At 60.5% G+C, this 24381-nt stretch carries 20 protein-coding genes; 12 read left to right on the forward strand and 8 right to left on the reverse strand.

The window, feature by feature from the left end:
• Positions 1-14 precede the first annotated feature (14 nt).
• The 7 genes from ACEN8Z_RS18350 to ACEN8Z_RS18380 all read right to left on the reverse strand — a co-directional run bounded on the left by ACEN8Z_RS18350 (position 15) and on the right by ACEN8Z_RS18380 (position 8295).
• A complete protein-coding gene (locus tag ACEN8Z_RS18350; RefSeq protein ID WP_495595160.1) occupies positions 15-1439 on the reverse strand; it encodes an amino acid permease in 1425 nt (474 codons plus the stop codon).
• Between the two features lie 208 nt (positions 1440-1647).
• The gene (locus tag ACEN8Z_RS18355) at positions 1648-3903 is read right to left on the reverse strand and encodes an ATP-binding protein (protein WP_495595161.1); all 2256 of its coding nucleotides are present in this window, start codon (positions 3901-3903) and stop codon (positions 1648-1650) included.
• Positions 3900-4673: a substrate-binding periplasmic protein gene (locus tag ACEN8Z_RS18360; protein ID WP_495595162.1), complete on the reverse strand. Its 774-nt coding sequence runs from the start codon at positions 4671-4673 to the stop codon at positions 3900-3902. The genes ACEN8Z_RS18355 and ACEN8Z_RS18360 overlap by 4 nt, the downstream gene beginning before the upstream one ends.
• A gap of 5 nt (positions 4674-4678) precedes the next feature.
• Positions 4679-5395, reverse strand: coding sequence for a response regulator (locus ACEN8Z_RS18365; protein ID WP_007998181.1), 717 nt, complete (start codon positions 5393-5395; stop codon positions 4679-4681).
• Positions 5396-5487: 92 nt separating this feature from the next.
• Positions 5488-6135 (reverse strand): TetR family transcriptional regulator C-terminal domain-containing protein, encoded by a 648-nt coding sequence (locus ACEN8Z_RS18370; protein WP_103393523.1) that lies wholly within the window; start codon positions 6133-6135, stop codon positions 5488-5490.
• Between the two features lie 246 nt (positions 6136-6381).
• Positions 6382-7170, reverse strand: a complete 789-nt coding sequence (locus tag ACEN8Z_RS18375) for a class II aldolase/adducin family protein (protein ID WP_495595163.1) — start codon at positions 7168-7170, stop codon at positions 6382-6384.
• Between the two features lie 75 nt (positions 7171-7245).
• Entirely contained in the window at positions 7246-8295 is a 1050-nt protein-coding gene (locus ACEN8Z_RS18380; RefSeq protein WP_495595164.1) for an ABC transporter substrate-binding protein, read from the reverse strand.
• A 314-nt stretch (positions 8296-8609) separates the two neighbouring features.
• Here ACEN8Z_RS18380 and ACEN8Z_RS18385 point away from each other — a divergent pair, with 314 nt between their 5' ends.
• Positions 8610-10571 carry an oxidoreductase gene (locus ACEN8Z_RS18385; RefSeq protein ID WP_495595165.1) on the forward strand — a complete coding sequence of 654 codons (1962 nt, stop codon included), beginning with the start codon at positions 8610-8612 and terminating at the stop codon, positions 10569-10571.
• 177 nt (positions 10572-10748) lie between these two features.
• Positions 10749-11345, forward strand: a complete 597-nt coding sequence (locus tag ACEN8Z_RS18390) for a helix-turn-helix domain-containing protein (protein ID WP_495595166.1) — start codon at positions 10749-10751, stop codon at positions 11343-11345.
• Here the strand turns inward: ACEN8Z_RS18390 and ACEN8Z_RS18395 are convergent.
• On the reverse strand, positions 11342-12274 hold the full coding sequence (locus tag ACEN8Z_RS18395) for a helix-turn-helix domain-containing protein (RefSeq protein ID WP_495595167.1): 933 nt from the start codon (positions 12272-12274) through the stop codon (positions 11342-11344). The genes ACEN8Z_RS18390 and ACEN8Z_RS18395 overlap by 4 nt on opposite strands.
• Positions 12275-12436: 162 nt before the next feature.
• On the opposite strand from ACEN8Z_RS18395, the gene ACEN8Z_RS18400 reads away from it, so the two are divergent.
• From ACEN8Z_RS18400 to ACEN8Z_RS18445, 10 genes are all read left to right on the forward strand, one after another.
• On the forward strand, positions 12437-13795 hold the full coding sequence (locus ACEN8Z_RS18400; protein WP_007983933.1) for a glutamine synthetase family protein: 1359 nt from the start codon (positions 12437-12439) through the stop codon (positions 13793-13795).
• Between the two features lie 151 nt (positions 13796-13946).
• Positions 13947-15035 (forward strand): polyamine ABC transporter substrate-binding protein, encoded by a 1089-nt coding sequence (locus ACEN8Z_RS18405; RefSeq protein WP_495595168.1) that lies wholly within the window; start codon positions 13947-13949, stop codon positions 15033-15035.
• Positions 15032-16333, forward strand: coding sequence for an NAD(P)/FAD-dependent oxidoreductase (locus ACEN8Z_RS18410; protein ID WP_495595169.1), 1302 nt, complete (start codon positions 15032-15034; stop codon positions 16331-16333). Before ACEN8Z_RS18405 ends, ACEN8Z_RS18410 begins: the two co-directional genes overlap by 4 nt.
• 252 nt (positions 16334-16585) lie before the next feature.
• Entirely contained in the window at positions 16586-17182 is a 597-nt protein-coding gene (locus ACEN8Z_RS18415) for a paraquat-inducible protein A (protein WP_007994742.1), read from the forward strand.
• A complete protein-coding gene (locus ACEN8Z_RS18420) occupies positions 17179-17835 on the forward strand; it encodes a paraquat-inducible protein A (protein WP_442101016.1) in 657 nt (218 codons plus the stop codon). Before ACEN8Z_RS18415 ends, ACEN8Z_RS18420 begins: the two co-directional genes overlap by 4 nt.
• A complete protein-coding gene (locus tag ACEN8Z_RS18425; RefSeq protein WP_495595170.1) occupies positions 17816-19492 on the forward strand; it encodes a PqiB family protein in 1677 nt (558 codons plus the stop codon). The genes ACEN8Z_RS18420 and ACEN8Z_RS18425 overlap by 20 nt, the downstream gene beginning before the upstream one ends.
• A 17-nt stretch (positions 19493-19509) precedes the next feature.
• Entirely contained in the window at positions 19510-20061 is a 552-nt protein-coding gene (locus ACEN8Z_RS18430) for a PqiC family protein (protein ID WP_495595171.1), read from the forward strand.
• Between the two features lie 503 nt (positions 20062-20564).
• Positions 20565-21221: a lipopolysaccharide core heptose(II)-phosphate phosphatase PmrG gene (gene pmrG, locus ACEN8Z_RS18435; RefSeq protein WP_495595172.1), complete on the forward strand. Its 657-nt coding sequence runs from the start codon at positions 20565-20567 to the stop codon at positions 21219-21221.
• Between the two features lie 176 nt (positions 21222-21397).
• The gene (gene arnT, locus ACEN8Z_RS18440) at positions 21398-23119 is read left to right on the forward strand and encodes a lipid IV(A) 4-amino-4-deoxy-L-arabinosyltransferase (protein ID WP_495595173.1); all 1722 of its coding nucleotides are present in this window, start codon (positions 21398-21400) and stop codon (positions 23117-23119) included.
• 248 nt (positions 23120-23367) lie between these two features.
• Entirely contained in the window at positions 23368-24381 is a 1014-nt protein-coding gene (locus tag ACEN8Z_RS18445; RefSeq protein WP_495595174.1) for an iron ABC transporter substrate-binding protein, read from the forward strand.

Below are 24381 nucleotides of genomic sequence, written 5' to 3' on the forward strand. Positions count from 1 at the left end.
TTGGATTGAAGGAATTAAACAGTCGGCAAGCTCGGTGCCAGCACGCCCTGACGCTTGCGATGAATCAGGAAGTACGCGCCATAGCACAGCGCAATGAAGCCAAAGCCCCAATACAGCGACGGACGCTGGGTTTCATCCAGGGCCAGGAACACGAACAGCGAGCAGCACAGCGTGATGCACATCAGCGGCAATACCGGGAACCACGGCGCGCGGTATTTCAGGTCGCTGAGTTTGCCGCCGTCACGCAGGTACGCCTTGCGGAACTTGTACTGCGCCAGTGCGATGACGATCCAGGTCACAGTGCCGGACATGCCGCTCACCGCCATCAGCACCATGAACAAGGTGTCGGCGGCGACGAAGCTGGTCATCAGCGACACCAGCGCGAAGCACAAGGTGATGCTCAAGGCACGCAACGGCACGCCACGCTTGCTCAATGGCGAAAGACTTTTCGGCGCCATGCCGGTTTTCGACATTGCCCACAGAATGCGCGTCGAGGCATACAGGCCGGAGTTGCCCACCGACAGGATCGCGGTGAGGATCACGAAGTTCATCAGGTCGGCGGCGTAGGGAATGCCCACCATGTCGAACACCTGCACGAACGGGCTTTCCATCAGTCCCGCCTGCTGCCACGGCACGATGGCCGACAGCACGACAATCGCCAGCACGTAGAAAATCAGCACGCGGAACACCACGTTGCGCACGGCACGGGGAATGCTTTTTTCCGGCTGATCGGTTTCACCGGCCGCCACGCCCATGATCTCGCAACCCTGGAACGCGTAGACCACGGTCATCATCACCGCGAACACGGCGGACAGACCGTTGGGGAACAGCGAATCGCCGATCAGGTTGGTCGCCATCGGTGCCGGTGCGCCGCTGCTCAGGGGCATCACGCCGAAGATCACCAGCACGCCGACCACGATGAAACCGAGAATCGCCGCAACCTTGATCCCCGAAAACCAGTATTCGGCTTCACCGAAAGCGCGGGTGGCCATGGCATTGATACCGAACAGCACCACCACGAACAGCGCCGACCAGTACCAGATCGGCACCGTCGGGAACCAACGGGTCATCAGCATACCGGCCGCAGTGAATTCCAAACCGACGGTTGTGGCCCAGCTCATCCAGTACACCCAGCCGATCATGAACCCGGTGGCCGGGCCGATGTATTTAGTGGCATGGGTCTGGAACGAACCGGACACCGGCATCTGCACCGACAGTTCACCCAGGCAGACCATCACCAGGTACATCAGGAAACCCGCGACCAGGTAAGCCAGAATCGCCCCCACCGGGCCGCCCTGATTGATGGTCACGCCGGAGCCCATGAACAGCCCGGTGCCGATGACACCGCCCAGGGACAGCATGAAAATGTGCCGGCTCTTGAGGGCACGGGTCAGCTGGATGCCTTTTTGATGGGTGCTGCGATCAGTGTTTTCGTTCATCTCGGCACCTCAGCAGTCGATGAGGTGAGCAGCGCGCGACAGGACGTCACGGCGCAGGGAGGGATCAGCTTTACGGCAATTCATTATTATTATCTCCAATAAGCTTCGAAGACCGCGCTGCGGCGGTTGCGTCGATTATTGGAAAGCCATGTAAGTTCGCGTTGACCGTAAGGATCGAAGTTGTACAAAGTCGTAACAAACTTGTACGTCAGCTCTGCAACAGGCCTTTGAGGGTCTGCAGCGAGTGTTGCAATTGCTCATCCAGCGCGGGGTTCATGTGGCGGATCGCCGATTCATCGTTGCCCAGGGCCAACGTCTCCAGGGCCCTGAGCGTCGTGGCCAGTGAGCGAAAACCCAGCGAATCGCAGCTGCCGGCCAGACGGTGCGCCAGTTGCGCGACCTCGGTGCAGTCGTCAGCGGCAATGGCTTCATTCAACGCATCGCGGTGCTGGAGAATCGAGTCGCGCAGCACTGCCAGCAGACTCTGGACCTTTTGCTCGCCGAGCAGGTTGCGATGGGTCTGCAACAGCGGCCAGTCCATTGTCTCATCGCTCAGAAGCGACTCGGCGACGGGCGCATGCCCTTCCAGCACCTGGCGCAGGTTTTCCAGTTTCAAGGGCTTGGCCAGGACACCGTCCATGCCGGCCTCCAGATAACCGCGCACCAGCGCCGGCTGCACGCTGGCGGTCAGGGCGAAGATGCGGGTATGGCGGTTCGGCCCATCGATGTTGCGGATTTTCCGGCACAACTCGACACCGCTGATGCCCGGCAGATGCACGTCCAGCAACAACAGATCGAAAGCCTTCGCCGCGCAGAGTTCCAGCGCCTGCTCCGCCTCTTCGGCCAGCCATACCCGGTGACCGTCCCGTTGCAGCAAACCCTTGGCCACTTCGCGGTTGAGCGCCACGTCTTCGACCACCAGGATGTTCAGTGCCGGTCCCGCTGCCCGCACCGGCGCGACTTCAACCGCAGCGCTGGCCGGCTGCAAGGACAGCTCGAACCAGAAGCAACTGCCGCGCCCCACTTCGCTGTCCACGCCGATGCAGCCACCCATCTGCTCCACCAGATGTTTACAGATCGCCAACCCCAACCCCGTACCGCCAAAACGCTGGGCCACTTCTTCACTGGCCTGGGTGAAACGCTCGAAAATCTTCGCCTGCATCGCCGGTGCAATGCCGATGCCGTCGTCAGTGACGCTGACCCGCAGCCGCTGCCCGGTCTGTTCGCCCGTTTCGCTGAGAAGTGCCACCTCGACGCTGACTTCGCCGCCTTCGGTGAACTTGATCGCGTTGGCCAGCAGGTTGCTCAGCACCTGGCGCAGGAACTGCTCGGCGCCGTGGTGATGCTCGGCAATCCGCTGATCGACCCGGCAACTCAGGATCGTGTCGTTGTTCAGCGCTCGCGGCTCCAACAGCGTCAACACTTCATCAAGCAACTGGCGCAGCGAGAAATCCACCGGTTCGGGATGGCTGACGCCCTCCTCCAGCTTGGCGAAGTACAGCACTTCATTGAGGATCGTCAGCAAGCCTTCGCCGGCCTTGTGCAACGCATCCAGGCGTTTGCCGTCCTGGGCATCCAGACGCGCACCGCGCAGCAATTCGGCCATACCGAGGATGCCATTGAGGGGGGTGCGCAGTTCGTGGCTCATGGTCGCCAGAAACCTCGACTTGGCGAGGTTGGCCGCTTCCGCATCGTCTTTGGCACGCATCAGGCTGGCGGTACGGCGCTCGACCATTTTCAGCAGCTCGTCACGGTTGTCCTGCAAGGCCAGGCGATCGGTTTCCCGGCGCTCGATGTCCCGCAGGATCGCCCGGCGCATGTCGTCCAGTGCGTGGGCCACTGTGTCGATTTCGTCACTGCCGCGGCGCTTGTCCAGGTGCAGGGGGTCGTGCCATTCACCGGCGGCGATGCGCCGGGCAAACTCGGCCATGACTTTCAGGTGCCGGGTCACCAGTCGATAAAACAAGCCCGACAAGGCAACGGCCAGACCGCAGAGAAACACCGCCATCCACAACAGGCTGGTCAAACCGGTGGCGTAGAGACGTTGGTACACCGCTCCCAGATCGGTACTGACCTCCAGTTCGCCCAGATTGCGCAACGGGCCGGACGGCGGCTGATAGTCCAGGGCAAAACGCTCGATACGCAGCGGTCCCGTGGGATCCGGATTGCCCTGTATCAGGTCGAAATCGGCGCTGGTCAAGTGCACCCGCGCGACGTCGGAGAAGTCCACCAGCCCGCGCAACTGCACGTTCAGCTGTTCCTGGTTCAAGTCCCAGAGGCTGCGCTCCAGGCTGGCCAGGTAGCCGGCGCGGATCAGCTCCATGCGCGAATCGATGTCGCGCATTTCCCGTCGATACTCGATGTACAGTTGCACGCTGCTGGCCAGCACGGTGAAGCACAGGCTGAACAACAGAATGAACAGCAACAGGCGCCGCAGCAGTCCACCAGGACGGGCGCGAATCATCGCGCATCCGCCGGCAGGTGGATCATGTCGCGGTAGGTCACTTCGCTCTCGTTTAGCCAGCGCTCGATGTCACCGGCGTCGACCATGCGTTGCAACTGCGCATCGATCTCGGGCATGCGCTTGGCCAATGGCGAGCGCCGTGACACGGCGACCCGCAAATAGTCCACGTTCAATGCCTTGGGCAAGGCAACGATGTCATGGCCGCCGGGCAGGTTTTCCACGTACAACTGGCCGGTACGCCGCTCCTGGGTGATGAAGTCGATGCGCCCGCGAATCAGCTTGCCGAAGTTCTGGTGGCTGTCGGAGACCCATTCGATATTGTTGTTGCGTGCGACCATGCGATCGAACTCCACACCGTAGCTCTCGCCGAACAACAGGCCGCCACGGTAACGGGCCAGATCGTCCAGTTGTTCGAATTTCACCGGATGCTGGCGGTTGATGAACAACGCCACTTCTTCACGCAGTACCGGCACCGTCGAGAACAGCATGCTTTGCTCGCGTTGCGCAGTGCTGTAGGCCAGCACCACGTCGACCCGGCCTTCGGCGGCGTCCAGCAGGCAGCGTTTCCAGTTGCCCAGCACGATAATCTCGACCTCGTAACCCAACTGGCCGAACAGGTTTTTCACCACGCTCGGTGCCAGGCCGCGCACCTGTTTGCCATCGCTCCAGGAGATCGGCGGGTACACCGGGTAATCGCAATAGCGAACCTTGTCCGCTGCGACGGCATGGCCGGCCACCAGCACCGCCAGCAGGCAAAGCCATCGCGCCATCAGGTTCAGGCCGCCACGCCGGCGGTGAACAGGTAACCGGCACCGTGAATGGTGATGATCAACTGGGGTTCGGCCGGATCGTCGTGCAACTTGCGGCGCAGGCGCCCGACCAACACGTCGATGGAACGGTCGTTGGGCACCCATTCGCGATTGCGGATCTGGTCCATCAACTGGTCGCGGCTGAGGGTGTGGCCGCTGTTGCGCAGGAACACGCTGAGCAACTGGTACTCGCCATGGGTCAGCAGGGTTTCATTGCCGGACGGATCGATCAGGCGCCGACGGTCGGTGTCCAGCGCCCAATCGGCGAACTGCTTGACCGGTTTGGCCACCGCAACGGCCGGCTGTGGCGTTTGCGCATGACGTACCCGGCGAATCAGGTTTTTCGCCCGGGACACCAGTTCCCTTGGATTGAGGGGTTTGATCACGTAGTCATCGGCGCCGCACTCGAGGCCGACGATGCGGTCGATTTCATCATTGCGCCCGGTGATCAGGATGATCCCGACTTCCGAACGCACCCGCAGTTCGCGGGTCAGGGTCAGGCCGTCCTTGCCCGGCAGGCGGATGTCGAGCATTACCAGGTCTACGGTCTGGCTGGCCAGAAAGGTTTCCGCCAGTTCCGCCGTGGCGGCGCAATGGACGTCGTAGCCTTCCTGGGACAGGTAGGCGTGCAGCAGATCGCGAATCAGCGGATCGTCATCGACGATCAATACCCGAGGAGTCATCGCTTGGTGTCCGGCTCAGGCCCGAAGGCCAGTTTCTTATTAGAGTGTTTTCCTGCATCGGCGCCAGAGAGTATCCAGTGCTGAACGACTGATCAACAGTCGCTCGTCTGTACGCAAAAACGCTGGCGTCCGCCGGCCTGCAAACCGTCGACCCAGGCCTCGCAAATCTGGATGCCCTGCTCCGGGGTGAAGGTGCCGGGGTTCAGCCCGGACTCCAGCCACAAACCGTCGAGCAAGGCGCTGAGACTGATGGCGGCGAGGTCGGCGTCGAAGTGTTCCCAGCCCTCCTCCTGGGCCAGTTCCGCCAGCACCTTGCGCAAGATGCCGCGATACTCGCCATAGGAATGATCGTGGGCCTGGTTGATCGCCTCGGCGGTTTTCACCGCGCCCCAGAACGCCAGCCACGCATCGATCAGTTGCGGATCGAGCAATTCGGCGGAAAACGAACCACGGAAAAACGCCGACAAACGCTCCCGGGCATTCGGTGCGGCCTGTTCCATGGCGTCGCGCAGCAGGGTCATGACCCGCCCGGTGATTGCCATGTAGGCTTCGGCCACCAGTTCATCCTTGCCGGAGTAGTGATGGCTGATCAGCCCCACCGAGACCCCGGCCTCGGCGGATATCTTGCGGATCGACGCGCCCTGGAAGCCGTGACGCTTGAGGCACACCAGCGTCGCCTCGATCAGGTTGGCTTTGCGCAACTCAGGTTCCATGCGGGAAAAACGGGCTTCCTGGTTCATGGGCGACATGCTCCTTGGTTCAATCGTTTAGGCCCCCACGGGTTAGCGGCGAGCTGAACGACTGTACAGCAAGAGCGGGCCATTTCTCCAGTCAGGCGTATGCCAGACAGACCGAGGCGCTCCCATCGCGAGCAAGCTCGCTCCCACAGGGGATTCGCGTCGTACACAGAATGTGTGGCAACCCGGATCACTTGTGGGAGCGAGCTTGCTCGCGATGAGGCAGGCACAAACAACCCGAGATTCCGATCAGTCCCGATACCCCGGCGCCACTCGATCCAGCATTCGCAACAACGCCGCCCACGCCAGTTGCATGGCATCCGGATCGCTCAATTCACCTTCATCCAGCGGCCGCCCCGGATCATTGAACTGCCGCTCGGTGTGCGCGCAGACCTCGTGCGGCGGCAGAACAACTTCACCGGCAGCTTGCGCCGCCAATTGAATCTCACAGGCCTTTTCCAGGTAATACATGCGCAGGAACGCCTGGCTCACCGTCTCGCCGACCGTCAGCAAACCATGGTTGCGCAGCATCAGTACCGATTTGTCGCCCAGGTCCGCCACCAGCCGTTGCTGCTCGCTCAGGTCCAGCGCCACGCCTTCGTAGTCGTGATAGGCAACCCGGCCATAGAACTCCATGGAAATCTGGTTCACCGGCAACAACCCGCACTTCAACGCCGCCACCGCACACCCGGATTTGGTGTGGGTGTGCAGCACACATTGCGCATCCTCACGGGCGCCATGGATGGCGCTGTGAATCACAAAACCGGCCGGATTGACCGGGTACGGCGACGACTCCACAGCGTGGCCATCGAGGTCGATTTTCACCAGATTGGACGCGGTGATCTCGTCGAACATCAGCCCGTAAGGGTTGATCAGAAAATGATGCTCCGGCCCCGGAATGCGCACCGAGATGTGGGTGAAGATCAGGTCGGTCATGCGAAAGTGCGCAATCAGGCGATAACAGGCCGCCAGTTCCTCACGCAGACGCTGCTCGGTGGCGCTGCGCCCAGGGGCCAGATGGGTGGCGATTTTGTTCATTGTTGTGGTTCTCCAGGCTGATCGGCAGAGGCAGACAGTAAGGCTGGACGCTTGGGCACGTCCAGCCATCCGCGTTTACTTGCTGGCCCAGGCGTTGAAACGCTCTTCCAGCTCTTCGCCATGATCGACCCAGAAGCTGACGTTCATCGACAACGCGCCCTTGAGGTTCTGCGGCGCGGTGGGCACCCATTGCGCCAGTTTGTCGTCCAGCCGCGCCGCGGCCTGGATGTTGGTCGGGCCGTAGGGGATCTGCTGCACGTAGTTGACCTGGGCGTCCGGCTGATTGGCGAACGCGATGAAACGTTTGGCCTGATCCACATGCCTGGAGCCCTTGATGATCGCCCAGTAATCCATGCCGTACAGGCTGCCGGGCCAGACCAGGCCGAGGTGGCTGCCTTTCTGCGCGGCGTCGGCGATGCGCCCGCTGTAGGTCGAGGTCATCACCACATCGCCGGCGGTCAGCCATTGCGGCGGTTGCGCGCCCGCCTCCCACCACTGGATGTAAGGCTTGAGTTCAGTGAGCTTGGCAAATGCCCGGTCCACGCCTTGCGGGGTGCCGAGTACTTTGTAGACGTCTTCGGTCTTGACCCCGTCCGCCAGCAAAGCGAACTCCAGGTTGTACACCGCGCGTTTACGCAATCCACGCTTGCCGGGGGTTTTCTTCACGTCCCAGAAGTCTGCCCACGAGGTCGGGGCCTGGGCCAGTTTGTCGGTGTCGTAGGCAATCGCCACGCTCCACACCAGCGCGGCAGACCCGCATTCCTGCGCCGCTTCGGGAATCAACTGGTCGGCGTGACCCAGACGGGTCCAGTCCAGCCGCTCGTACATGCCTTCTTCGCAGCCGCGCATCAAGTCCGGGCCTTCGATCTGCACCACGTCCCAGTCGACGTTGCCGGTGTCGACCATCACTTTGATTTTGGCCATCTCGCCGTTGTATTCGCTCTGGATCACTTTGCTTTGATCCACGGCGGCGAAAGGTTGAAAGAACGCCACGTCCTGGGCTTTTTGTCCGGCTCCGCCGTAACCGACCACCACCATGTCCGATGCTGCCTGAGCGCTGCCCAGGCCCATGGCCACAGACAACACCAAGGGATAAAAACCGTGCTTGAGCGTGTGCGATTTCATCAATGGTTCCTCTTGCAGGTGCCGCCCGGACAGAGGCCGACGCAGCCCTTTTTATTGTTGTGAGGTACGGCCCGGGAGCGGGCTCGAAATGAAATTACTCCACGCCACAGTAAAAAAACAAGTTGATTTTTTACTGAAGGTAAATTTCTATAGCGCAATAATAACAACCGAAAACCTGATGCCTCTGTAGGAGCGAGCTTGCTCGCGATGGACCTGAGAACGCCGCGGGATGTCAGGTACCCAGCGTTATCGTTGACGTCCATCGCGAGCAGGCTCGCTCCTACACAGGTCAGCCTGCCTGGAGTAACCGCACCATGCCCACCTCGACACCTGCCTTCGCGCACCTGTTCGAACCCCTGGAGATCCGTGGCAAGCGCCTGAAAAACCGCATCATGTCCAGCGGGCACGATACGTCGATGCCTACCGACAACCTGGTCAATGAACAATTGATTGCCTATCACCGGGCACGTGCCGAAGGCGGTGCCGGGCTGATCGTGTTGCAAGTGGCCGGCGTGCATGACAGTGCGCGGTACACCTCCCACGTGCTGATGGCCACCGACGATGCGTGTATCGAGGGCTACCGCAAACTGGCGCAAACCTGCCATGCCCACGGCACCCTGGTGTTGTCCCAGGTGTTCCATCCGGGGCGGGAGATCATGGAGTCCAGCGATGGCCTGCTGGCGGTGGCCTACTCCGCATCCTCGGTGCCCAACGAACGCTTCCGGGTGATGCCCCGCGCACTCGATCAGGCCATGATCGACGAAATTGTCGCCGGTTATGCCGCTGCGGCCCGGCGCCTGCATCAGGCTGGAATCGATGGCGTCGAGGTCGTGGCCAGCCACGGTTACCTGCCGGCGCAATTCATCAATCCGCGGGTCAACCGGCGTACCGATGGCTACAACGGTGAGCTGGAACAGCGCTTGCGTTTCCTGCGTGAAGTCATCAAAGCCGTGCGTGCGGCGACCGATGAGCAGTTCATCATCGGCCTGCGCATCTCCGCTGACGAACGCGACCCCGAAGGCCTGACCGAAGACGAATCCCTGGCCGCCGTGCAGTCGCTGCAAACGCAGCTCGATTACGTGCACATCGTCGCCGGCACCTCGGCGTCCCTTGGTGGCGCGGTGCATATCGTGCCGCCGATGGCGATCGAAGCGGCGTACCTGGCCAGGGAAGCCGGGACGTTCAAGGCCAGTTTGAACATTCCGTTGTTCGTCACCGGGCGTATCAACCAGCCCCAGGAAGCCGAGCTGATTCTGGCCCGGGGGCAGGCCGATGTCTGCGGCATGACCCGGGCGCTGATCTGCGATCCGCAAATGCCCAACAAGACTGACACCGGCTGCGTCGAAGATGTACGTGCCTGCATCGCCTGCAATCAGGCGTGCATCGGGCACTTTCACAAAGGCTTGCCGATTTCCTGCATCCAGCACCCGGAAACCGGTCGCGAGCTGATTTTTGCTGAACGCCGACAAGCGATAAATCGCAAACGCATCATGATCGTCGGCGGCGGCCCGGCCGGCATGAAAGCCGCTGCCGTCGCGGCCCAGCGCGGACATGACGTGACCCTTTACGAAGCCGGTTCACAACTGGGCGGTCAGGTGTTGCTCGCGCAGTTGCTGCCACGGCGCAGTGAGTTTGGTGGCGCCAGTACCAATCTACAAAGAGAAATGGAATTGGCGGGGGTGCGCGTGGTGCGCAACACCCGAGTCGACCGCGCGTTGGTGGAAAGAGAAAAACCGGACATGGTGATCGTCGCTACCGGTGCCGAGCCTTACTGGCCGCCCTTCGAACGCGGCGGTGAGTTGCAGGTGGTGGACGCCTGGCAAGTGCTGCGCGATGAAGTCCGGATCGGCCGCTCGGTGGTGGTGGTCGACTGGCGCTGCGACTGGATCGGCCCCGGCATCGCCGAACGCCTGGTGCGCGCCGGGCATCAGGTGCAACTGGCGGTCAACGGCACCCATTGCGGGGAAAACCTGCCGCTGTACGTGCGCGATCAACTGGCCGGCGAACTGCATAAACTGGGTGTGCCGATCACACCGTATGCGCGCTTGTACGGCTGCGATGACAACACCGTCTACCTGCAACACACCGCCAGTGGCGAACCGATGCTGATGGAAAACATCGATACGCTGGTGTTGTGCCAGGGCCATCAACCGGTGGATACCCTGGGCGCCGAACTGCAAGGGCTGGTTGAGTTTCGCCGCATCGGCGACTGCCTGGCACCGCGCACTGCCGAAGAAGCGATTTATGAAGGTTTGAAAGTCGCGTGGGAGCTCTGAGGCTGTTTATACTCCGGGGCTTAGACGGCTAACACCAACCCCGTAGGAGCGAGCCTGCTCGCGATGAACCCGCGAACACCGCTGGGTGTCAGGCTTCCAGCGTTATCGTTGGCGACCATCGCGAGCAGGCTCGCTCCTACAGGGAATTGCGCCACTCCCCCCGGTTCGGATTTGACCATGAGCAACAGCAGCACCACACAGCCCACACCCGGCAACGCCGAACCGCATTTTCTCGGTACACGCATTCGCGGCCTGCGCAAGCGTCGGGGCATGACCCTGGCGGAACTGGCGCAACAGAGCGAACTCACCGCCGGCTACATCAGCCAGCTGGAACGCAACCTCGCCTACCCGTCGATTCCGGCGCTGTTCAACATTGCCCGCAGCCTTGGCGTCACCATCCAGTGGTTCTTCGCCAGCGAAGCGGTCACCGACCCGGAAGATGATGGCATTGTCGTGCGCAAGCACAGCCGTCTGAACGTGCATTACGAAGACGGCATCGTCGACCAGTTGCTGACGCCGCAAGCCAACCGCCAACTGGAAATGCTGCACTCGCGTTTCCCGCCAGGCACCTACAGCCAGCAAAGCTACAGCCACGATGGCGAAGAAGCCGGTTATCTGCTGTCCGGCAGCTTCGAACTGTGGGTCGGCGAGCGCTATTTCCAGCTCAATGAAGGCGACAGCTTCAGCTTTTCCAGCCAGGAACCGCACCGCTATGGCAATCCCGGCGAAGTGGATGCGGTGGTGATCTGGGTGATAACGCCGCCGACGTTTTAACGCCGGCCGCGCCCGATTGGCGGGGAGACACTCGCACGCTTGAGGGTGTCACTCGGCAACTCCTTGAACAGCGCCCGATAGCTGCTGGAAAACCGCCCCAGATGCCAGAACGACCAGTGCATGGCCACTTCAGCCACAGTGGTTTGCGTCGGCGTGCGGCTGAGCAATTCGCGGCGAGCGCTGTTGAGTCGGCGCAGGCGCAGCCATTGGGTCGGCGCCATGCCGGTGTAGGTCTTGAACGCATGCTGCAACTGGCGCAGTGAAACCCCCGCAACCTGGGACAGTTCCAACAGGTTGAGGTGTTCCTCCGGGGTGTCTGCCGCCCATTCCCCGACCCGCTTCATGATCGCCCGCTCCCCGGCCCGACGCTGCAAGGCACCCTGGTCGAGGCCGACGCACGCGTTGTCAAGAATGAACAGACAGTCTTCCAGCAACTGTTGGGTCAGCGCTTCGCGGCTCGGTGGATCGAAGGTCTGCGACAGCCGCGTCAACGTCCCGCTGAGCCAGCGGCAGAACAGCGCATTCTGCCGGGAGTTGAGCGGCGCCATGAACAGCCCTTCGAGCCGGGTGATGTCGAGGCTGTGGCGTTTTACAAACTCCGGCCCGAACACCACGGCGATTTCCTGGTAGTTCTCCGGGGTGATCCAGATGTTGCGGCTCTCGCCATTCAACACGTACAGCGCGTTGTCGCCACGATCGAAACAAAACGACAGCGAACCCTGGGGCGCACTGAAATTCTGCTCGACCCGGGTGTTCATCGACTCTTCGTAAATCTCCACGCCCTGCAGATCCAGATAGCGCACAAGACCTGCGAAATGCCCCGGCGACATCTGCTGGTATTGCTGCACCCAGCCCGGCGTGGCGCGGATTTGCTCGGCGACATCGGCGGTGTTGAAGGCTTGGACCTGGAGGGAATTGGAACCTGTCATGGGGCGACCTTACGCACTCTTTTGGTGCGCTTTGTGCTGCTTAAAGTGGATAGATGGAACTGCAAGGCTCGCCCAAGATAGACGTCAACGCGCTTCAGGGGAAGTGTCCGGCGGATGAAACCGGCCTCTCCTGGCGTTAATAAAACCAATAACGAGGTCTTTATGAATGTCCCTTTCGATCAGCTGTTCACTTGGCTGAAAGATCACAAGATTACCGAAGTCGAGTGCGTCGTCAGCGACCTGACCGGCATTGCACGCGGCAAAATTGCACCGACCAACAAGTTCCTGCATGAGCGAGGCATGCGCCTGCCGGAAAGTGTCCTTCTGCAAACGGTAACCGGGGACTTTGTCGATGACGACATCTACTACGACCTGCTCGACCCGGCCGATATCGACATGGTCTGCAAGCCGGACGCCGACGCCGTTTACGTGGTGCCATGGGCCATCGAGCCGACCGCCATCGTGATCCACGACACCTTCGACAAGTTCGGCAACCCGATCGAACTGTCGCCACGCAACGTGTTGAAGAAAGTCCTGCAGTTGTACACCGACAAAGGCTGGCGGCCGATCGTCGCGCCGGAAATGGAGTTCTACCTGACCCAGCGCTGCGAAGACCCGGACTTGCCGCTCAAGGCGCCGATGGGCCGCTCAGGCCGTGCCGAAAGCGGTCGTCAGTCGTTCTCCATCGACGCGGCCAACGAATTCGATCCGCTGTTCGAAGACGTCTATGACTGGTGTGAATTGCAGGGACTGGACCTCGACACGCTGATCCACGAAGACGGCCCGGCACAGATGGAAATCAACTTCCGTCATGGCAACGCACTGGACCTGGCGGACCAGATCACCGTGTTCAAACGCACCATGCGTGAAGCGGCGCTCAAGCACAACGTGGCGGCAACTTTCATGGCCAAGCCGGTCGGCGATGAGCCGGGCAGCGCCATGCACCTTCACCAGAGCGTGGTGGACATTGCCACCGGCCAGCCGATCTTTGCCGATGCCGATGGCAACATGAGCGAGCTGTTCCTGCATCACATCGGTGGCTTGCAGAAGTACATCCCGAAAGTGCTGCCGATGTTCGCGCCGAACGTCAACTCGTTCCGCCGCTTCCTGCCGGACACCTCGGCACCGGTGAACGTCGAATGGGGCGAGGAAAACCGCACCGTCGGCCTGCGCGTGCCGACCTCCAGCCCGGACGCCATGCGTGTCGAGAACCGTTTGCCGGGCGCCGACGCCAACCCGTACCTGGCCATCGCCGCCAGCCTGCTGTGCGGTTACCTGGGCATGGTCGAGCGCATCGAACCGAGCGCCGCGGTACAGGGCCGTGCCTATGAGCGTCGCAATCTGCGCCTGCCGATCACCATCGAGGACGCCCTGACCCAGATGGAAGAATGCGACACCGTCAGCCGCTACCTGGGCAGCAAGTTCGTACGGGGCTATGTCGCGGTCAAACGCGCCGAGCACGAGAACTTCAAACGGGTCATCAGCTCCTGGGAACGTGAGTTCCTGATGCTCAGCGTCTGAGATCTTCACCGTCCGTAATGGCCCCATCGCGAGCAAGCTCGCTCCCACATTTGTAATGCGCTCCCCTGTGGGAGCGAGCTTGCTCGCGATGAGGGCCGACAGACCACTAAAAAATCACCTGAAGAATCCAATAACTCCAAGAGGTGTCGATATGCGTCTATTGAAATCCATGGTTCCGGTCGCGCTGGCAGCGATGTTCAGTGCCGGCGCCCAGGCTCAGCCACAGGTCAGCGTCTACAACTGGACCGACTACATCGGCGAAACCACCCTCGCCGACTTCCAGGCCAAAACCGCGATCAAGGTGATCTACGACGTCTTCGACTCTAACGAAACCCTGGAGGGCAAACTGCTCGCCGGTCGCACCGGGTATGACGTGGTGGTGCCGTCCAACCACTTCCTCGCCCGCCAGGTAAAGGCCGGTGCTTTCCTCAAGCTCGATCGCGAGCAACTGCCGAATTTCAAGAACCTCGACCCGAAACTGCTGGCGCTGCTGGAGAAAAACGATCCGGGCAACGAACACTCCGTGCCCTACCTGTGGGGCACCAACGGCATCGGTTACAACGTCGACAAGGTCAAGCAGGTGCTGGGCATCGACCACATCGATTCCTGGGCCGTGCTGTTCGAACCGGAAAACATCAAGAAGCTCAGCGCGTGCGGCGTATCGATGATGGACTCGGCCGATGAAGTGTTCCCGGCGATCCTCAACTACATGGGCATGGACCCACGCAGCGAAAACCCTGAGGACTTCAAAAAGGCCGAAGCCAGGTTGTTAGCCATCCGTCCTTACATCACTTACTTCCACTCCTCCAAATACGTCTCGGACCTGGCCAACGGCGACATCTGCGTAGCCTTCGGCTATTCGGGTGACGTGTTCCAGGCCGCCAACCGCGCCAAGGAAGCCAAGAACGGCGTGAACATCGCCTATGCCATTCCCAAGGAAGGCGCGAATTTGTGGTTCGACCTGCTGGCCGTCCCCGCTGATGCCGGCAATCCGCAACAGGCCCACACCTTCATCAACTACCTGCTGGACCCGCAAGTGATTGCCAAGGTCAGCGCGTCGGTCGGTTACGCCAACCCGAACCCGGCCGCCAAACAGTACATGGACCCTGAGCTGGTCAGCAATCCCGAGGTTTATCCATCCCAGGCAGTCCTCGACAAACTCTACATCTCCACCACGCCGCCGCAGTCGATCATGCGTTTGATGACCCGTTCGTGGAGCAAAGTGAAGTCCAACAAATGAATCAGTACACCAAGGAACACACCCTCTCCTATTACGCGGCGTCCGCCAAGGGCATGAAGCAGCGTCCCGCGCTGGCCTCGGACCTGGTGGCCGACGTCTGCGTGGTCGGCGCGGGTTTCACCGGCATCAACACCGCCATCGAGCTGGCCCGGCGCGGGCTCTCGGTGATCCTGCTGGAAGCCCGGCGGATTGGCTGGGGCGCCAGCGGGCGCAATGGCGGCCAGTTGATTCGCGGCATCGGCCATGACGTCAGCGGTTTTGCCAGGCATATCGGGGCCGAAGGGGTGCGGTATCTGGAGCATGCCGGCACGGAATCGGTGCAACTGGTGGGCAATCGTATCCGTGAGTTCGGCATCGATTGCGATCTGCGCTGGGGCTTTTGCGAACTGGCCAACACCCCGGCGCACTTCGCCGGGCTGAAGGCTGAGCACGCCGAATTGCTTGAGTCCGGTTACGCCCATGAAACCCGCTTGATCGAACCTGGCCAGATCCGTGAACACGTGGTGAATTCCGGCGTTTACGCGGGCGGCCTGGTGGACATGGGCTCTGGCCACCTGCATCCGCTGAACCTGGCGCTCGGCGAAGCGAAAGTCGCCGAGTCCCTTGGCGTGCAGATCTTTGAGCAGAGCCCGGTGCTGGAGTTGATCCACGGCAGCACCGTGCAAGTGCGTTGTGCCGGTGGCACTGTGCGTGCGGGCACGTTGGTGCTGGCTTGCAATGCCCATCTGGAGGAGCTCGAACCGAAGCTCAGCGGCAAAGTACTCCCGGCAGGCAGCTACATCATCGCCACCGAACCCTTGTCGGAAGAGACCGCTGCAAAACTGATCCCGCACAACCTCGCGCTGTGCGACCAGAAGGTCGGGCTGGATTACTACCGGCTCTCGGCGGATCGGCGTTTGTTGTTCGGCGGCGCCTGCCATTACTCCGGGCGCGACCCGGCGGACATTGCCGCCTACATGCGCCCGCAGATGCTCAAGGTGTTCCCGCAACTGGCCAAAGCGCGCATTGATTTTCAGTGGGGCGGCAAGATCGGCATCTCGGCCAATCGCTTCCCGCAGGTCGGGCGCCTGAGCCAGCACCCGAACGTGTTCTACGCCCAGGGCTACTCCGGCCATGGCCTGAACGTGACTCACTGGTGCGCCAAACTGTTGGGCGAAGCGATCCATGCCGGACACAGCAAAGGCTTCGACGTGTTCAGCGCCGTGCCACACATGACCTTCCCCGGCGGCCGTGCCTTGCGCTCGCCACTGCTGGCCCTTGGCATGTTCTGGTATCGGATGCGGGAAATGCTCGGTTAAACCCGGGTCGTCAACCTGCATAGCAACTGTGGGAGCGAGCTTGCTCCGGGCGGCGTTCCGACGATAGCGATCTGACATCCAATGATTGGGTTGTCTGGCACACCGCTATCGCGAGCGAGCTCGCTCCCACATGATTTTGCGTGCTCGCCCACCTTCCCATCCCCTTGTTTCGACTTTCGATTTGCTCAATTGCAAGGCACTTCTATATTGAGGGGGTGCTCTGAACTTCCTGCCTTCTGTTGAGCCTGGCCCATGGCATCTACCGATCAGCTGATCATCTGCGAGCACTGCGACAGCGTGTACCAAAAAGTGACGCTCGCCAAACATCAGAAAACCCTGTGTACGCGCTGCGGCGGCGTGCTGCAGCGCTATAACGGCCTGACAGTGGAACAGCGCCTTGCATTGACCTTCACCGCGTTGATGCTCTGGATATTCGCCAATTTCTATCCGGTGATGAGCATCAGCCTCAAAGGCTCGAAGAACAGCGCAACCCTCTGGGACTCGGTGCTGGCCCTGAGCCTGGGACCTATCACGTTCATCGCCATGGTGGCGGCGATCGCCATGATCATCGCGCCGATTTTCCAGCTGTTGCTGCTGATCTGGGTACTGGGCTTCGCCCTCGCCCGGCAACGTGCGCCCGGGTTCAGGTTCTGCATGCGCTGGCTGGAAACCCTGAGGCCCTGGAGCATGCTCGAAGTCTGCCTGCTGGGTGCCATGGTCGCGGTGATCAAGCTCGCCGGACTGCTCGATGTGCTGCCCGGCATAGGGCTGTTTGCCCTGGCTGTGCTGAGCCTGATGATGATCCGCATCGCCGGGCGCGATATCCGCGATTTATGGGACATCTTATGAGCACGCCTCCATACGCCGACGAGCTCAACCTGTGCCTGTGCCACAGCTGCGGGCTGGCCTGCGACATGACTGGCGACCCTCACGAATGCGAGCGCTGCGGCGCGCCTTTGCATCGACGCAAAACCAACTCGTTGGCCCGGACCTGGGCCTACATGATTGCGGCCCTGGTGTTTTACATCCCCGCCAATTTGCTGCCGGTAATGAACACCGAAATGGTCGGCCATGGCGCCGACAGCACGATCATGAGCGGCGTGCTGGAGTTCTGGCAGGCCGGAGCCTGGGACATCGCCCTGATCATTTTCATTGCCAGTATCGCGGTGCCGGGCATCAAGTTCGTTGCCATCACACTGCTGCTTGTGACCGTGCACCGCGACAGCGAGTGGGCACGTAAAGAGCGGTCGACGCTGTACCGCTTCGTCGAGGTCATCGGCTACTGGTCGATGCTCGATGTGATTGTGGTCGCACTGGTCGCCTCGCTGGTGAAATTCCAGGCCCTGGCCGACATCGAACCGCGCCCGGGCATTCTGTTCTTTGGTCTGGTGGTGGTGTTCACCATGCTCTCGGCCATGAGTTTCGACCCGCGCATGATCTGGGACAAAGAACGGGAAAACCCAAACAATGAGGAGGTCACGGATGAAGTCACAAGCCACTGACGGGCCGCAAGCCCCCGGGCCGGCGCCGATCAAGACCCGCCGCTTCAGCGTTTCGCTGGTCTGGATCGTACCGATCGTCGCGGTGCTGGTGGGTATTTCGCTGGTGGTTCACAGCATCTTGCAGGAAGGCCCGACCATCGTTGTCACGTTCAAGACCGGGAGCGGCCTGACCGCGAATAAAACCGAGGTCAAGTACCGTAATGTGGTGATTGGCCAAGTCTCGGATGTGGAACTGAGCAATGACCAGAAGAGTGTGAACGCCACCATCAAGCTGGCCAAGCAGGCCGAAAGCTTTACCCGCGAGGACTCGCAGTTCTGGGTAGTGCGGCCGCGCATTGGAGCGGGCGGTGTGTCCGGTATCGATACGCTGCTGTCAGGCGATTACATCGGTGCCGATATCGGCCAGGCCAACGGCCGGGCAAAACACTTCACGGGGCTGGAGAACCCGCCACCCATCACCTACGGCGAGCCGGGCAAGCGTTTCACCTTGTTCACGCAGGACCTGGGGTCGCTGGATATCGGCTCTCCGGTTTACTACCGCAAGATCCCGGTGGGCCAAGTGGTGGCCTACGCGCTGGACCCGGATGGCAAAGGCGTGAACATAGAGCTGTTCATCCATGCCCCCAATGACAAGTACGTCACCGAAAACACCCGTTTCTGGAACGCCAGCGGCATTGACGTGAACGTCGGCGCCAACGGTTTTGCGGTCAAGACCGAATCGCTGTCGTCCTTGCTGGTGGGCGGCATTGCCTTCCGCGCGCCCGACTACAGCCCTGGCGATAAACCTGCTGCGGCAGAGTATGCCTACGAACTGTTCGAGGACCAGCAAACCGCCCTCGCCCCGCCAAACGGCAAACCGCAGTACCTGGCCATGCGATTCGACCAGGCAATGCGCGGGCTCAAGGTTGATGCGCCGGTGGAATTCCTGGGTGTGGAAATCGGCAAGGTGGTGGCGGTGAATCTGGATTACGACGAGAAGACTCGTTCCTTTCCGGTCAACGTCGGCATCGTGATTTACCCGCAACGCCTGGGCCGTGCCCACGACAAGATGCTCAAGGCGCTCAATCATGACCCCAATGACGAAGCCGGTGGCGTACGCCTGATCGGCACCTTCATCGATAACGGCCTGCGTGCCCAGGCCCGCACGGGCAACTTCCTGACCGGCCAGTTGTACATCTCCCTGGATTTCTACCCCAAGGCAGAAAAAGTCGCATTCGATGCAAACGCACGTCCAGTCATCATCCCGACCATACCGGGCAGCCTCGAGCAATTGCAGGAAAAACTCGAATCCATGGTCGACAAGATCAACAAACTGCCCATCGAGCGCATTGCCGGCAATCTCGACGGCAATCTCGTCGAACTGCGCAAGGGCATGACGCAATTCAACGGCAAGATCTTGCCGGGCGTGCAAACCACCTTGTCGGATGTCAGCAAGACCCTGCAAACGGCCAATTCGACCTTGCAATCCGCCAGTTCGACCTTGGCCGAGGACTCGCCGCAACGGGAAAAACTGGGGCAGACCCTGGATGAACTGGGACGCACGTCGAGATCCTTGCGCGATCTTTCGGATTACCTGGGGCGACATCCGGAATCGCTGCTTCGCGGCCGTCCGGACAATGCCGCGCCCATGGATCTGCAAGGGCCACCGCGCAAATGAACACAGGAGCAACCCCCATGGCTTTTCCGCTGAAGTTCACACTGGTTACCGCGCTGTTGCTGCTCGCCGCTTGCCGCAGTGACCCGATTCAATTCCACACCCTGACCCCGGCCCAGGTGGGCGATCACTCAAAGACCACCGTCGGGGTGATTCAGATCGAGAGCATCAGCGTGCCGCCGCAGGTCGATCGAGCGCAGATCGTCATTCGCCAGGGCAACAGTGGCCTGGCGATCCTGGAAACCGAATGGTGGGGCGCGACCCTCGTGGATGAATTGAACAGTGCGCTGGCCGATCAATTGAGCAACTATCCTGCACAAAGCGGGTATTCGGTGCGGGTCGATGTGCAGCGTTTTGACTCGGTCCCCGGTCAATACGCTTTGATGGACGTGAAATGGCGCCTGCGCAGTGCCAGCGAAAGCGAGCCTGCACGGGTCATTTGCCGCAGTACCTTGCAAACCCCCTCAGGCCCGACCATCGATGAACTGGTGCTTGCCCAGCAAAACAACATCAAGCGCCTGGCCGCGCTGATCAGCCAGGCTGCCGCCAGAAAACAGGCTGGTTGCCTCTAATGCCAGTCAATTAAGCAATTTCAGCCGCGACACCCTTTGTAGCAGCTGCCGAGCCCGCGAGGCGGCGTTCGGCTGCGAAGCAGTCGTAAAACCAGTCATCGCGGTACGTCAGGCAGACCGCGTCAGCTGGACTCACGGCTGCCATGCAGCCGGACGCAGCCTCGCGGGCTCGGCAGCTGCTACAGATCGCATTAGCGCTTAACTGACTGGCATCAGGCTGGTTGCCCGTCCTCCTGGCCTCGGTTTCTCCCCTTGATTCAACGGCGGCAAGTTTGCCGCAGTCTTCCCATGCAGGAGCAAAAGAAAATAATTCCCAGTAACCCGCTGATTACCCGCCCGCCCCCTCACTGCAAATTTTTCACATTCCTTTCACTGCTCCGACACCTGCGCAGATTTACTTTGTGCAGCAGTCAATTCGCTGAACTAAGCCTTGGCGGAAATTTTTTGTGTTGTTTCAGACTTTTTAACAGCACTTTCCCTGGCGCTCCAAATGGTGGACAAACTTGGTCAACTCCGTCTCGCGTAAACCGTCTTCGCGCCTCTTCAAATCGGTAGTGGCGGTGGGTGCCCTGACCGTCGCCGTACTGGTCACCGGTTTTTTCCTGTGGCCGAGATCCCCGGCCAACCTGGCCCATGAAGGTGCGCAAGCCCGGGCCCAACTGCTGCAACAATGGAGTGCCGGCGAGATTGCGGTGCTGGTTCGTCATGCCGAGCGTTGCGACCGTTCCAGCAATCCTTGCCTGGGCCCGGCCGACGGCATCACCCGTATCGGCAGTGAAGCGGCCGCCGGCGTCGGGCAAGGCCTGGCACGCCTGGGCCTGACGCAAACCGACATCCTCACCAGCCCGGTGACGCGCACCGTGCAGACCGCGCATTACATGTTCAACAGCGACCCACGGACCCAGGAGTGGCTGGCGACCTGTGGCACGACCTTGCGTAACGATGTCGTGGCGCACAAGGTTGCCCACCGCAACCTGGTGCTGGTGACCCACAGCGGTTGCATCGCGGACTTTGAAAAGCAGAGCGGCTTGAGGCATTCAGCGAAGGACGCCGAGTACGCCAGCTCGTTGTTTGTCCACATCGATGGTAATGGGCAACTGCAAGTGCTCGGTATTGTGAATGCCGAAGACTGGAACACTCTGTTACAAGAAAAAAACTGAAATTTTTACGGCTCGAAAACTTTGCTACTAAGTTATTTCAAGCCGGACTGAATGAAACCTGAACAAAACAACGAGAAGTGTGATTCAACTTCTCGCCGTTCAATATCATTCCGACTTTCACTCTTACAAGTTGTACATCACTCTTCAACCAGCCACCTCAGCGCCAAGGTCGAGACATGACGTCAAATCAGCCAATGCCAGATTCTGCTGGCCTTTCTTCCCACCCGCACGCCCCAACGGCGCCTGCCAACGAACGCTGGATGCTATTCGCCCTGGTACTGGCGTTCTTCGCGTTCTACTTGCTACCGCTGATGAGCCACGGTCTGTGGATTCCCGATGAAACCCGTTATGCCCAGATCAGCCAGGAAATGCTGCAGAACGGGAACTGGATCTCGCCACATTTCATGGGCCTTCGTTACTTCGAGAAGCCGATTGCCGGGTACTGGATGATTGCCATCGGCCAGGCGGTGTTTGGCGACAACCTGTTCGGGGTGCGCATCGCGTCGGCACTGAGTACCGGACTGAGCGTGTGGCTAACCTACCTGATTGCCCGCCGGTTCTGGGGCGATCCGCGCAAAAGCTTTGCCTGCGCGCTGCTTTACATGAGCTTCGGGCTGATTGCCGGTCAGGCCGGGTACGCCAACCTCGACCCGCAATTCACCCTCTGGGTCAACCTGAGCCTGGTTGCCCTGTGGTTTGCCATCGACAGCCGTACCACACGTGCCCGTCTGAGTGCCTGGGTGGTCCTGGGCATCGCCTGCGGCATGGGTTTCATGACCAAGGGCTTCCTGGCCTGGCTGCTGCCGGCGGTGATCGCCCTGCCCTACCTGGTCTGGCAGCGTCGCTTTGGCGAGCTGTTGCGTTACGGGCCACTGGCTATTGTCGTCGCCGCGGCCGTCTGCTTGCCCTGGGCGCTGGCCATTCATCATCAGGAACCGGATTTCTGGAATTTCTTTTTCTGGAACGAGCACGTCCGCCGCTTCGCCGCCGACAACGCGCAACACGCGCGCCCCTGGTGGTTCTACCTGCCGATGCTGGTGGTTTCTGTCCTGCCCTGGACTGCGTTGTTGCCAACCACATTCATCCAGGCCTGGAACAACAAGCGTCAGCCCGTCAACGGTTTTCTCCTGCTCTGGCTGCTGTTGCCATTGGCGATTTTCAGCATGAGCAGCGGCAAGCTTCCGACCTACATCATGCCGTGCCTGTTGCCGCTGGCACTGCTGATGGGCGATGCACTGACCAGCCTGCTGCAACAGGCACGGGGACGGACGATTCGCTTCAACGGATGGCTCAACGTCGTCATTGCCACGTCGGCCCTGATTGCCTTGCTGTACCTGCAATGGCGCAAAGAGATTTTCGAGAACACCGAGATGTTCAGCCTGTCCCTGGCGTTCATCGTGCTGTTGGGCTGGATCATCGCCAACGCCCTGCAAATCCTGCGGCCATTGACGTTATGGGCGATGCCGGCCTTCGGCATCTGGCTGCTGGTGGCGCTGCTACCCGCCGCCATGCCGAGCCAGATTGTCGACAGCAAGATGCCCGACCGGTTTATCGCCGAACACCTGGACAGTCTGAACCAGACCACCTCGCTACTGAGCAACGACCTGGGTGCCGCCTCGGCCTTGTCCTGGCTGACCAAGCGACCGGAAGTAGCGCTCTATAACGTCATCGGCGAATTGAAATACGGCCTCTCGGATCCCGCCGCGGCCTCGCGCAAGGTGACTCAGCAGGAGGTCGGAGACTGGATGACCGAGGCGCGTAAAAAGGGCTCGGTCGGGGTGGTGATGCGGGTCAACAGTGTCGATGAAATTCAGGAAGTCGAGGCGCTGCCCACCGACGGAAAACGCTACCAGCGCGGCAGCCTGCAGATTCTGATTTTCCCGCAGATCCAGCCCTGATAGCCAGGACGTAAAAAACCCGAGAGGTCGAACCGGCCTCTCGGGTTTTTTCGTTTGTCGAACCACAGTGGACGCAGCGCTGCTAATCTGAATGAAAATTACATGTATTAACGGTTTTTTTGACGTTATTTTCTCATTTGGATCTCTACATTCCGTGCCATTCAAAACATGCAAATCATTCGCATTGGTAAACAGGCGTTTAAATGCGTATGATTTCCATAAAAAATGCACCTGGAGCAGCCCGCAGAATGATTCCGAAAATCCCTTCGTTCTTGAAAAAAGCCCTGCTGGCCACCGCTTTGCTGAGCGCTGGCCAGGTTTATGCAGCTGACTCCGTCGGCATCGTGGTGTACAACGCGCAACACGAAGGCCTGACCAAGGCCTGGGTCGAGGGCTTTACCCAGGAGACGGGTATTCCGGTCACCTTGCGCAACGGCGATGACACCGAGATGGGCAACCAGATCGTGCAGGAAGGCGCGGCCTCTCCGGCTGACGTTTTCCTGACCGAAAACTCCCCGGCCATGGTCCTGGTCGACAACGCAGGGCTGTTTGCGCCTGTCGACAAAACCACCCTGGAACAGATTGACTCCGCCTATCGCCCGGCCCACGGCAAATGGGTCGGGATTGCCGCGCGCTCCACGGTATTTGTGTACAACCCGAGCAAGCTCTCGGAAGCCAATCTGCCGAAATCGATCATGGACCTGGCCGATCCTTCCTGGAAAGGACGCTGGGCTGCGTCGCCAGGTGGTGCTGACTTCCAGGCCATTGTCGCGGCCATCCTGGAGCAAAAGGGTGAAGCGGCCACGCTGGAATGGCTGAAAGCGATGAAAACCAACTACGCCAACTATCGTGGCAACAGCTCGGTACTCAAAGCGGTGAATGCCGGGCAGATCGACAGCGGCGTGATCTACCACTATTACAGCCTGGTCGATCAGTCCAAGACGGGCGAAAACAGCAAGAACACCACCCTGCACTACTTCAAGCACAAAGACCCTGGCGCTTTTGTTAGCATCTCCGGCGGCGGCGTCCTCGCCTCCAGCAAACACAAAGAACAAGCTCAGGCGTTTCTCAAATACATTACCGGCAAGGATGGCCAGGCCGTCCTGAAAAACGGCAAGTCATTTGAGTACGCCGTGGGCAAAGGCGCTGAATCCAACCCTAAACTGGTGCCTCTGAATCAACTCGATGCGCCGACTGTCGATGCTTCGAAACTCGACAGCAAAAAAGCCGTGGAGCTGATGACACAGGCCGGACTGCTCTAA

This window comes from Pseudomonas sp. Pseusp10 (assembly GCF_059492225.1).

Excerpts from the sequence above, each read along its gene's own strand:
- ACEN8Z_RS18365 (WP_007998181.1), bottom strand. The coding sequence starts at position 5,395 with ATGACTCCTCGGGTATTGATCGTCGATGACGATCCGCTGATTCGCGAT.
- ACEN8Z_RS18430 (WP_495595171.1), top strand. The coding sequence starts at position 19,510 with ATGGCTTTTCCGCTGAAGTTCACACTGGTTACCGCGCTGTTGCTGCTC.
- ACEN8Z_RS18415 (WP_007994742.1), top strand. The coding sequence starts at position 16,586 with ATGGCATCTACCGATCAGCTGATCATCTGCGAGCACTGCGACAGCGTG.
- ACEN8Z_RS18405 (WP_495595168.1), top strand. The coding sequence starts at position 13,947 with ATGCGTCTATTGAAATCCATGGTTCCGGTCGCGCTGGCAGCGATGTTC.
- ACEN8Z_RS18395 (WP_495595167.1), bottom strand. The coding sequence starts at position 12,274 with ATGACAGGTTCCAATTCCCTCCAGGTCCAAGCCTTCAACACCGCCGAT.
- ACEN8Z_RS18400 (WP_007983933.1), top strand. The coding sequence starts at position 12,437 with ATGAATGTCCCTTTCGATCAGCTGTTCACTTGGCTGAAAGATCACAAG.
- ACEN8Z_RS18380 (WP_495595164.1), bottom strand. The coding sequence starts at position 8,295 with ATGAAATCGCACACGCTCAAGCACGGTTTTTATCCCTTGGTGTTGTCT.
- ACEN8Z_RS18410 (WP_495595169.1), top strand. The coding sequence starts at position 15,032 with ATGAATCAGTACACCAAGGAACACACCCTCTCCTATTACGCGGCGTCC.
- ACEN8Z_RS18370 (WP_103393523.1), bottom strand. The coding sequence starts at position 6,135 with ATGAACCAGGAAGCCCGTTTTTCCCGCATGGAACCTGAGTTGCGCAAA.
- ACEN8Z_RS18425 (WP_495595170.1), top strand. The coding sequence starts at position 17,816 with ATGAAGTCACAAGCCACTGACGGGCCGCAAGCCCCCGGGCCGGCGCCG.
- ACEN8Z_RS18385 (WP_495595165.1), top strand. The coding sequence starts at position 8,610 with ATGCCCACCTCGACACCTGCCTTCGCGCACCTGTTCGAACCCCTGGAG.
- ACEN8Z_RS18350 (WP_495595160.1), bottom strand. The coding sequence starts at position 1,439 with ATGAACGAAAACACTGATCGCAGCACCCATCAAAAAGGCATCCAGCTG.
- ACEN8Z_RS18360 (WP_495595162.1), bottom strand. The coding sequence starts at position 4,673 with ATGGCGCGATGGCTTTGCCTGCTGGCGGTGCTGGTGGCCGGCCATGCC.
- arnT (WP_495595173.1), top strand. The coding sequence starts at position 21,398 with ATGACGTCAAATCAGCCAATGCCAGATTCTGCTGGCCTTTCTTCCCAC.
- ACEN8Z_RS18390 (WP_495595166.1), top strand. The coding sequence starts at position 10,749 with ATGAGCAACAGCAGCACCACACAGCCCACACCCGGCAACGCCGAACCG.
- ACEN8Z_RS18355 (WP_495595161.1), bottom strand. The coding sequence starts at position 3,903 with ATGATTCGCGCCCGTCCTGGTGGACTGCTGCGGCGCCTGTTGCTGTTC.
- ACEN8Z_RS18375 (WP_495595163.1), bottom strand. The coding sequence starts at position 7,170 with ATGAACAAAATCGCCACCCATCTGGCCCCTGGGCGCAGCGCCACCGAG.
- ACEN8Z_RS18420 (WP_442101016.1), top strand. The coding sequence starts at position 17,179 with ATGAGCACGCCTCCATACGCCGACGAGCTCAACCTGTGCCTGTGCCAC.
- ACEN8Z_RS18445 (WP_495595174.1), top strand. The coding sequence starts at position 23,368 with ATGATTCCGAAAATCCCTTCGTTCTTGAAAAAAGCCCTGCTGGCCACC.